Raw genomic sequence first — 9889 nt, 5'->3', positions numbered from 1 at the left:
TAAACTGAAGATAGATTTTGGTGTCGATCCCCCCTTAATCCCCCCTTGATAAGGGGGGTGTCGATCCCCCCTTAATCCCCCCTTGATAAGGGGGGTGTCGATCCCCCCTTAATCCCCCCTTGATAAGGGGGGTGTCTGATAGTTTTTAACACCTAACTACTTATTGAATCCTGTTTTCTCGCCAAAGGATTGGGTTTATTTTCTCTATTTTGGCGATATACTGTTGATAATTGAACAAGTTAACGGATTGAATTGATATGTTATTATCTACTCCTGAAACAATTCAGCATATTCTTTGGCAAGGGCAACTAGAATTGGATAGCGAAGAAGAGGAAGAAAATTTTAGATTTATGTCACCTCCCTCACGGACCAGCTATGCACCAACTGTTAGCATCGGACAACCAGAAGTTTGGCCATTAGCTGAACTTTATTCTGGTGCAATTCCCTCTTGGTTAGAGGTAAAACAGAATGAGGCACAGTTTTTTTTAGTCCGTTTTGCCTGTTCTCTTCGTAATAGTGGAGAAGATAGATTTCAAATTACTCAAGCTAAATTTTCTGTTGATTTACTGCCCGATAATCAACAAAACCGGGCTATTGCTTTTGATCTATATCCGTTAGAAATCAATCAGGAAATCAAGCGTAACTGTAAAGTTAGTCTGTCCCCCAATATCAAGTTTAAGGAAGCTCAGGCAAGTTTAGGAGGCACAGATTTTGCCCTAGAATACCCCGAATTACAACCAACAATTATAGCCACAGGAGTTGGGGAATATAAGGCTGATTGGGAATATCGAAAAGCACAGGGAAAAGGAGTTCAAGGAAGTAAATTTATGCACATGATTGTCAAAGTCCCTAATAATATGCAATTGGTGAGGACTAAGTTAAATTTAACTGCCCGCTTGGAACAAAATGGTAATCCCTTAGTTAAATGGCTTTTTAAAACTGACATTAAAAAAGTGCCAAGCGATTGCTTAATAGTCAATTTAGTTAGCTAATATTTACTTAATTCCCACATCAATAAATGCTTGAGAAATAGCATCTAATTGAACCTCTATATGAGGAGAGGGTGCTAGTAATCGCTGTGCTTGTTGTTCAAATACTCTACGACTATATAGGAAGTTGTTGAGCACAGAAATAGATTCCAGAACTTCACGGAATAGCTTAAGAGCAAATTCGCCATTAAAAAGAGGCTCTCCATCGATGAAAGTGTTATGAATTGTCATCAATCGATAAAAAGCATGACTATGAATCAAGGAAAGTTCATGATAATTCTCGGCCGTATTCCAATCAATTTGTCCATAGACAGACCCTGCATCTGTAAACCTTAAAGAAAGTAATGTATCTAATCGTCTCAGGGATCCAGTTCCTTCTTGAAAGTTTTCTCCCACATCCCACAGCCAATTATGAGGATTATTCCAATAAAAACCATCATCCCTATGATAGTTACGCACTAAAACCGCAAATATATCACAAAAAGATTCTTCAAGTGCATTTTTTTCTGAAAACTCATCATCTTTCCGTCGTATTTTTTCTGGAGACTGACTATACTCACTATTAATTTCTTCCTTAATTTGCTGAATTAAACCATGACAAAATTCATGAGCTACTGCTGTGATATCGGTTCCATAGGAACGGTTTCTGCCATCAATTAGTCTTTGTGCAAATAAGGCTCGTTTTGTGTACCATGCGGCAGGGCAAAAGCGATGCTTTATGCTGGCAACATTAATGATAGCTTCATATCTATCTAGTGGCTTGAATTTACTGGTGGGACTGTTGATAAACTGGGCAACGGTTTCAACATTATTGCGAGCTTGTTGGCAAGAATCGTGACAAGGATCATCGACTAATGAGTGGTCAGTGAGAGTGATATTAGAGGAATAATCTCTATATCTCAAATTATAAGTTTGTGGAAGCCCGCAGTTACCATTAGATGGTGCGCCATGGCATTCTGTGCAGAACATGAGTTTTTGCCCCCGATAAATTTATAAGTTTCAGTCAGTGGTTAAGTAATTAATCTTGTTAGAAAGTCGCCCAATGTGTCAAGATGGTAAAATTTCCAGAATTTAGGCAAAGCAAAGCCACAAAAAATGGATAAAATACCCATGTAAGTAGCTGATTATAATTAAATTGAAGATGGATTTTGGGTTCGATTCCCCCTTAATCTACCCTTAATAAGGGTGGTGTCGATCCCCCCTTAATCCCCCCTTGATAAGGGTGGTGTCTGAAAGTTTTTAACACCTACCTACTTATTTCCTGTTAAAAAGTGAGTTATATTTGAATAATGCAAAAAAAGTTTACCAAAACCAGCCCAATAGTTAGGGATATTTGGGTAAATATCTCCAAACGATAGACAGTTTGGCAGTAGGTTATGGACAGAACCCTTTTAGCAGAAGGTTCTCAAATTTGAGAGTTCGAGGATTATCTCCCCTGTGTGGGCATCTATCACATAATCAGTTAATTCCAGTGATGTTCCAACAGATTTTCCGCCACTGGTTGGAGCCATAACTTTAATGTTCGTAACATAAACAAGTCTCCATTCACCTAGCTTGTGACTGGAGCCATTAGAAAAGTGTTTGAAATAATAGTAAAGCTGGGGATTAATATCACAATGCTCTAGGGCTTCTGGGGAAATAGGCTCACCCTTCTTAAGACAATATTTGTAGATCGAATCTTTTAAATCTTCTTCAGGAACTTTCGGATTTTTGTCAGGAAATCCTTTTTTTACAGCTTCATCTTGAGCAACTTCAGACGAGTTTGCAAACAAAAATTTATTGTCTTCGTCTAAATCAACAATGATCGAGGAGCCGTATAAAGGGATACCTTGGTATCGGAGGCGATATTTGAATTTGGATGCTTGAGTAAATTTCGATTGATACTTATCTACAAGTTCAAATTCAACCAGCAAACCCGTGGACAATCGGACTTGCTGAGTGTTCCTCGGCTCGGGTTTGGGCTGAAGGCTTTTGGGCTGAGAGCCAGTGAAGCTGCGAAGCTCCTCTCCTGCGCCACCGGGCGAGTCTGAGCCGGACAACTTAATGGCTATATCTTCTAATTCAGTTGTTTTTTTCTTTTCTAACTGTTTTGGCATTTTACAATCACTGCAAAGGTGTTACAAAGTGTTACAAAAACGGTATAAAACATATCACGTCGTCCAACTATGTTCTCAAAAAACCGAACAATGGTCAAGATGTACATACTCTTCATGTATTAGCGTAGAAAATGCACATATAAAAAGCCGCCCTTACCAGTTCAGTGATGGATACCCTATCGGTCTCTTCCGTCATCAGCAACCTCTTTCCTGCAATCATCTACAGGGTTGCACTACAAAGGCTAACAAACCAATTACCGATAATTTTAACAAGGTTTACAAAAATTAATGCAGATTTTTTATGCACATCCCCCAGATTAGCCTGTATTATATGAACATAACTATTGATCAAAACGGGCATCTAGGGCTGAATCATCAGAGTAACATCTAAACCTATGAGCGATCTGGACACAGAAAATCAAAGACAAAGCGATGAAGACCGACAAAGAGATGCTGCGGTGTATTTGCATCTCCTCAACAATTTGACCGATTTGGACATTAGTGAGGATAGTCCCAAACCGAATGAGTACAAAATAGCCAAACAATGGCGACAAAATCGCATTTTTGTCCGGCGAGTGCTGCGTTCGGTGATGGGAGAGCGTTACCAAGAAAAGGAACGCGAGGAGCGGGTACCCAGTTTAAGCTTGGGGAAATTAGTTACTATTCTTAGCTCACTGGAGGCTTATTGGCAAGGAGAGTCAGCCAAAAATAAGGATAGCTTAGCCCAAAAAATGATCAATAAGTTTACCCAACAAGAAAAAGAACGAGTTCTCAAAAAATATGCACAGTTATCTCTGGATGAAAGGGATAAATTGAAATTACTTGTTCATCCCGAAGCTGGTTTACTTGAGCAGTTAAAAGAGATCATTACCGATGAAATACAGCAGGATTCCCTAGACGTTGTTAGCTTTTATAAACAGGCCATTAATCTATACAGTTCCCAAAAACAACAACACAGTTACCTAAAATCTCTTGACCCAAATGATAATCAAAATCTAGATGAATCTTTAGGTAATCAGATTATAGAGTATATTCAACCCCGATTAAAAAAATATTATCAGCATTTATCAACAGGCTCGGAGCAGGAAATTATCAAGGATTTGGTTGATAAGATTTTAAGAGAAGTGAGCCGGACAGAATTTCAAGCTGGACTCAGACAAATTAAAACTGTTGTCGGGCAATGTCCAGATTTTGTTAAGAATAATTTAACTAGCGATTCCATATCCAATCTCTTTTTGGAAAGCCTGAGCAATTCAATTATCAAAAATAATTTATTAGGAGATAAATTTCCCGTTTATATCGACTATTTAGAAATTGAGAAAGTCAAACCTCTGCCCCTAAAATTATACCGAGGCAAAACAGGTTTAATCAATACCGATTTTCTCGATGATCCTGAAGACGAAAATGAGTATTATGCTCAAGGATTAGAAAAACAGATAGCTTATAGGGTGCGAGTGTATTTTTATGTCTATCCCCCAGAGAACTGGAAACCAAAACCAACCTTAGAAGAAAAAGAAATCAGCCAATTTTTCAAGCAAGAAGAATCAAACAGTCGATTAGAATTTTGTGAAGAAGTGGTAGGTGTGGGCAGTCCTATCGCTCATATTACCACCGCAATTAATCGATTTTTGTTTGAGGGGATAGATATTTTGAAAAAGCAAGGCTATCTACCTGTCACCCAAAAAATAGTCAGTGAAGATAAAGTGATTGGCAATACAAGAAATAGTGCTGTTTGGTCTTATTCTCTGGTTAAGTTATGCAAACAGGAAGATGTGAAAAAATCTCTAGAAGGTGAAATTAATTATAATCAAATTGTCGCCGATCAAGAATTAGCAACAGGAGAATTTTATGGATTTGATCTTCTAGAATCTGCCGCTAAGTCTGCCCTTCACGCTCGACTGAGAGCCATTGAAAAAACGGCAATTAATTCTCAGCAATATCTACAACAACTTTGTCAGAGAATTGAGGAAAAATATATACTAGAAAAAGCAGAAAAATGGATAAAATTCTACCCTTTCTCTCTCAGGGCTATGCAAGATTATTTAGAAAAAAAGCTGTTTAAGGATAAATATCGCAATTGGGATGAGAGAAATTTCAAGGAAGTTAATAATAATCAAGCTTGGAGTAGGGTGGCCTATGAAGCACATTTGGCAATTATTCAAGTATATCTTCAAGAGGGTCTCTATCGTATTGCCCAAAAATATCTTGAGGTTATTAAACCCCATATCGAAAAGGGACGACTAGACGATAAACTATTAGTTAGTCTCTACTATATCTGTCTATTTGATTATCATTTTTATACAGACCTTGAAGATGAGGAACGTGACCATCAAGAAAGGGGTTCTGCAATTCGTAAAGCTGAAGAATATTTGAACACTGCTGAAGAATATTTGCAGAAATATTTGAAAGAATACGCAATCATTGGTGAATACTCTCAAACTAATGCTCATCCTTTTTTCTATTATCTATCTCGTATCTATTCTCACCGCGCCAAAATTTATATCTTTTTCCCTTACATTGCTCAATTACCCAATCCCAAAACTCATTTATTAATTGAACCTCTTCGTCTCTTAGAAAAAGCTCGTATTTATGCGGCTAGAGACGGTGATGCTAATTACTATGCTTACTGGACAGTGTATCAAATTTGGTCTTATTTAATCACCGCCTATGTCGGAGACACCAATCGATTAACGGAAAAATTTAGCCGCCAAAATTGTCTAGGATGGGCCGAACGTTTAATTAAAAATGCTCTTGATTGTTATGGAGAGCGAGGCAGAAAATCTTATCAACAGATAAAAAATTATAGTGGTAAACAGAAAACAGAGTTTAGTGGATTAAAACCGGATTCGACTATTATATTTTATGAGCAATACAATGATATTTATGTGCAAACCATTCCCCCAATTATTGAAATCGGAAAGGGTAGCAGCCACTTAGACGAGTTTTATCAAAAAACTATTGAAATCGGAAAGGGCAGCAGAAACTTAGACGAGTTTTATCAAAAAATTCAAAAAACATTTAATGAATCTAGTCAATCTCAAGAAGAAATTACACAGCCAACTATGCCAGACAATCCAGACAATAAAGCTTCTTCATTTAGTATTGAAGAAATATTTGGTATTCAAGAAAAAATTATACAGCTACCCATGTCAGCATTAACTTACCTTGACTCAAATTCAGATAATAAAGTTTATTTATTTGGTATTCACGCTAGTCTTCTTTTATTTGGGTTGGGACTGGTGGAACTTTGTAAAGATAATCAGGAAGAAGGATTAGAAGAACGTATTCGTATGGCGATGAAAAGGTTTACTTTAGGAGCGGCAATTGCATCTGAGGGAACAGTGGATGAAAAAAGAGGAGAAAAAACCTATCTTCAGCGAATATTTACCGAGCAAAAGCCAAATAAAGGTCAAAAAATGCCCGAAGATTTTCAAATTAGAGGCTTATATCCTCACCGGTTAACTCAGTTTACCGCTAAAGGGAAAATTTTTGCAGCAACCTGTCGAGTAATTCTCCTTTTGTATAACTACGAAAAATATAGTAGCTATTGGCCAGAGGTCGCCTATCTTTTGAATGATTTACACGATGCTCAAACTATTATAAGATCGAATAATCCTGATTATTCTTTGGGACAAAATCGCTATAGTGGTCATCTAGAACAACAATTTAAAGGGGTTAAAAGTTACTTGGAAAGTCAGAAAAATTCTGGCAAATCAGGTTCTTTAGAGGAAATTAGAAACAGAATTGTCACTGATATATTCAAAATACTTCGCGGCGACAAAGTGTAAGCTGCCCACCCACTTAAATTACTTGTTGAGATGAGGCACTCTTGCAACAGTAAAGGGATTGGGGGAGATTCAGCCAATCTAAGGATAGGGGGGTTAAAATGCGTCTTAGCTTAAAACCCCAGATCCTGCACCCTAACCCCACCAACAAACTTTTTCAGCAGACCCTAATTAATACCAATTATCCATCGACCGGAAAATTGAGGCATCGGGGAACACAGTGGGATTACCACTAGCGTCGATTTTTTGCCGTAATTCTCGCAGTTGTTGATTGCCGATGAGAAAATCACTTTCTACTAATTGATAGGGCAGTACATTATTATCTAAAGCATACACTGCCGTGATGCCAGCAGCTACCCCAGAAGACCACTCGAAGGAATGGACACGATAGGCGGCCGCGGCAATATGACTGAGAGCGATACTTTTACCCGCTATCAGTAAATTATCGATTTTTTGGGGAATTATAGCCCTTAAAGGTATCTCAAAAGGATAAGCTTGGCCCTGTCCCTGTCTTTCTCCTGCTTTTTCTGTATTACCCGGTTTTTCGGGGGGATGTTCCGTCATGCAGGGATGAAAATCAATCGCATAGTGACCGATACCGACGGAATCGGGGTAAATGGTAGAGCGCTTGCGTTTAACGGCCTGATCGGGGGATAATGTGCCATCAAGTACGGAAAATCCCTCTAATCCTGCCAAGGTGGCAATTAAGCGCCGATATTCTGCTGGAGAAAGATTTTGACGATAGAAATCGCTTTGAAAATTTTGTCGGGAAATATCGATTTCTGTGACGGTAAAACCAGTGGGGAAAGTCAGGGAAGGACGACCGATAATCCGTCTTGCTTCCCGAATATAGGGATATTTTGACAAACCATGGGCAGTTCCCATGGGAGAATCAAAACCAGACAGATAACGGTTATTCAAATGGGGAACTTTTACCCCGTCCCCTAACTGGGAATCGGTGATCCCTTCTACTAACCAATAATAGTAGGAAATGGCGTGTTCTTCGCCCCTTGCGAGGGTTTCTGTGCGTAATCCTCCCATCCATCCCCCCGGAGATAACTGTCCTAACTCTTGCAACTGTTCACGGGTGTAGATAAAGTTATCCTTGGCAGTCCCCGGACGATAATCATTTCCCCAGGTCCAATTCTGCATGGAAATGTCCCCCGGGACGGGTTCGGTAAAAGTAATTCCCCCAAAGGTTTTCTCTTTACCCAGTTGCGGACTCCAAATACGACGATAGGTGAAAACTAGGTCAAAATCGGCTAATCGCGGCAATTCATAGCTAAAATAGGGGGCGTAGCGTTCATAATAAACGGGTTTCTCGTGGGTTTGTGGTTTTTCTGTTTCCTCCATGGCAAAGGTATAGGTAAAGCCTTGGGTACAGTAGGGGTCGCCAGTGACGCTAGAGGAAGAAGGTTCGAGATAACTGCGCTTATCGACCCCTAAACGGTAGGGAATATCTGATAATCCGATGATTTCCCCGGTTTCGGTCGCTTCAATCACATACCAATCTGCTAATTGATTCGGTTGGGAGGATTTGGAGACAAAACGGAGGATTTTTTTATCAAAACGGGGAGAATTTTCGTAGCGATAGATATCCTCCATTTTTTGCGATAAAAACTCGGTATTTAGGGGAGGAGTACCTTTTGCGGGACTATGTTGAATAGCAATTACACTGGTAATCTGTTGACCGGTGCCGCGATTGGGTAAAGTTTCAATATTTAATTCTTTGACTACCGTGGAGGGAAACCATTTCAGGGTTCCTTTGCCTTTTTTGGCAGCGTCTTCTAACTGTTGAAATAATAATTTATGTCCATCAAAAGGGAAAAAACAAGACCCACTTACCCAACATTCCCCGGGGTTGCGTTTGCCGTAATGCTTTCTAATTCTTTCCCTAAATTCTAGATAACCTTTCGGGAAAAATAATTTTTCTCTTTGTGTGCGTCTTTCATCTAACGCTGAGGTTCCTTGAGAAGATATCTGTCCCCCCACCCAGTCGGTAATCTCGGTTAAACAGACGGTTTTTCCTAATAATAAAGCTTCGTAGGCCGCACCGGCACCGGCTAAACCACCACCCACCACCAGAATATCACAGCCGACGGTTTGATCCGGTTCTCGCGGAGGGGCTGCTAGGGTGAGGGGAGTGAAAGCTTGCAGGAGAAATAATCCCAGAGAGAGGGATTTGAGGGGAGTAAAGTGATGATTGAAAATTTTAGGGGACATTATTGACAAATATCAATGTTGTGACTGAGAGTTTCCTCTTTATTTGAAGAAGTAGCCAGAGAATCTGTTCCTGAAATCCTGATGGTTTTTTTGGGCGATATTGAGAACTTTGTAGCTTGATGCTGGCTTTTCAAAGATTATACACCTTCAAGCTGACAATCGATCGCTTTTCTGGAAATGTCTTGACAAAATAGAGATAGCCTGATTCGGTGTCATTCCCTTTGTTATTCCCTGTAATCCTTCCTAAGTTAAATGCAAAACAAATCCGGGTAAGACATCTTCCCCGGATAAAATCGCAGGTAAATTAATAATTTCCACACCGTCATTTAGTCGGTAGATTTCCACCTGCTGCTGTTGAGGATTAATCAACCAACCCAAACGTAAACCACTGGCTAAATATTCGCGCATCTTTTCGCGTAAAGAGGTTAAGGAATCAGTACGAGAACGTAATTCAATCACAAAATCAGGACACAAAGGGGGGAACTTTTCTCGCTCTTCTGCGCTTAAAGCTTCCCATCTCTCCCGTTTTATCCAAGCAACATCAGGAGAACGATAGCCTCCCTTTGGTAAACGAAAAATTGTCGAAGAACTAAACACCTCACCAAGTTGAGTTTGCTCGTTCCATACCCCAACTTTAACAATCAAATTAGCTTCTTGTTTACCAGTATTTCCACCCACGGGAGGCATAATTAATAATTCTCCTTTTTGATTACGTTCTAAATTCCATGTTTGATTAGCCTGACAGAGATGATAAAATTGTTCATCAGTCAAATTAACTGTCTCTAGATTTAACACT

At 39.4% G+C, this 9889-nt stretch carries 6 protein-coding genes; 2 read left to right on the top strand and 4 right to left on the bottom strand.

From position 1 onward, the window contains the following. The first annotated feature begins 257 nt into the window (after positions 1 to 257). On the top strand, positions 258 to 992 hold the full coding sequence (locus tag PX484_RS10820) for a hypothetical protein (RefSeq protein ID WP_287765704.1): 735 nt from the start codon (positions 258 to 260) through the stop codon (positions 990 to 992). A gap of 3 nt (positions 993 to 995) precedes the next feature. Here the strand turns inward: PX484_RS10820 and PX484_RS10815 are convergent, their stop codons facing one another. Further along, on the bottom strand, positions 996 to 1958 hold the full coding sequence (locus tag PX484_RS10815) for a M4 family metallopeptidase (RefSeq protein ID WP_287765706.1): 963 nt from the start codon (positions 1956 to 1958) through the stop codon (positions 996 to 998). A 422-nt stretch (positions 1959 to 2380) separates the two neighbouring features. Next, the gene (locus tag PX484_RS10810; RefSeq protein ID WP_287765708.1) at positions 2381 to 3085 is read right to left on the bottom strand and encodes a hypothetical protein; all 705 of its coding nucleotides are present in this window, start codon (positions 3083 to 3085) and stop codon (positions 2381 to 2383) included. 395 nt (positions 3086 to 3480) lie between these two features. Here PX484_RS10810 and PX484_RS10805 point away from each other — a divergent pair, with 395 nt between their 5' ends. Further along, positions 3481 to 6873, top strand: a complete 3393-nt coding sequence (locus tag PX484_RS10805; protein WP_287765710.1) for a HypX (modular protein) — start codon at positions 3481 to 3483, stop codon at positions 6871 to 6873. Positions 6874 to 7041: 168 nt separating this feature from the next. On the opposite strand, the gene PX484_RS10800 is transcribed toward PX484_RS10805, so the two are convergent. Beyond that, complete coding sequence (locus PX484_RS10800; RefSeq protein WP_287765713.1) at positions 7042 to 9093, bottom strand: FAD-dependent oxidoreductase; 2052 nt, start codon at positions 9091 to 9093, stop codon at positions 7042 to 7044. A 243-nt stretch (positions 9094 to 9336) separates the two neighbouring features. Next, on the bottom strand, positions 9337 to 9888 hold the full coding sequence (locus tag PX484_RS10795; RefSeq protein WP_288103798.1) for a Uma2 family endonuclease: 552 nt from the start codon (positions 9886 to 9888) through the stop codon (positions 9337 to 9339). Between the last annotated feature and the right edge of the window lies 1 nt (position 9889).

The organism is Microcystis sp. M49636_WE2, assembly GCF_030065375.1.
GTDB classification, from domain to species: domain Bacteria; phylum Cyanobacteriota; class Cyanobacteriia; order Cyanobacteriales; family Microcystaceae; genus Microcystis; species Microcystis aeruginosa_C.
Note: the sequence above shows the minus strand (reverse complement) of the source record. Positions and strands in the feature narration are given on the sequence as shown.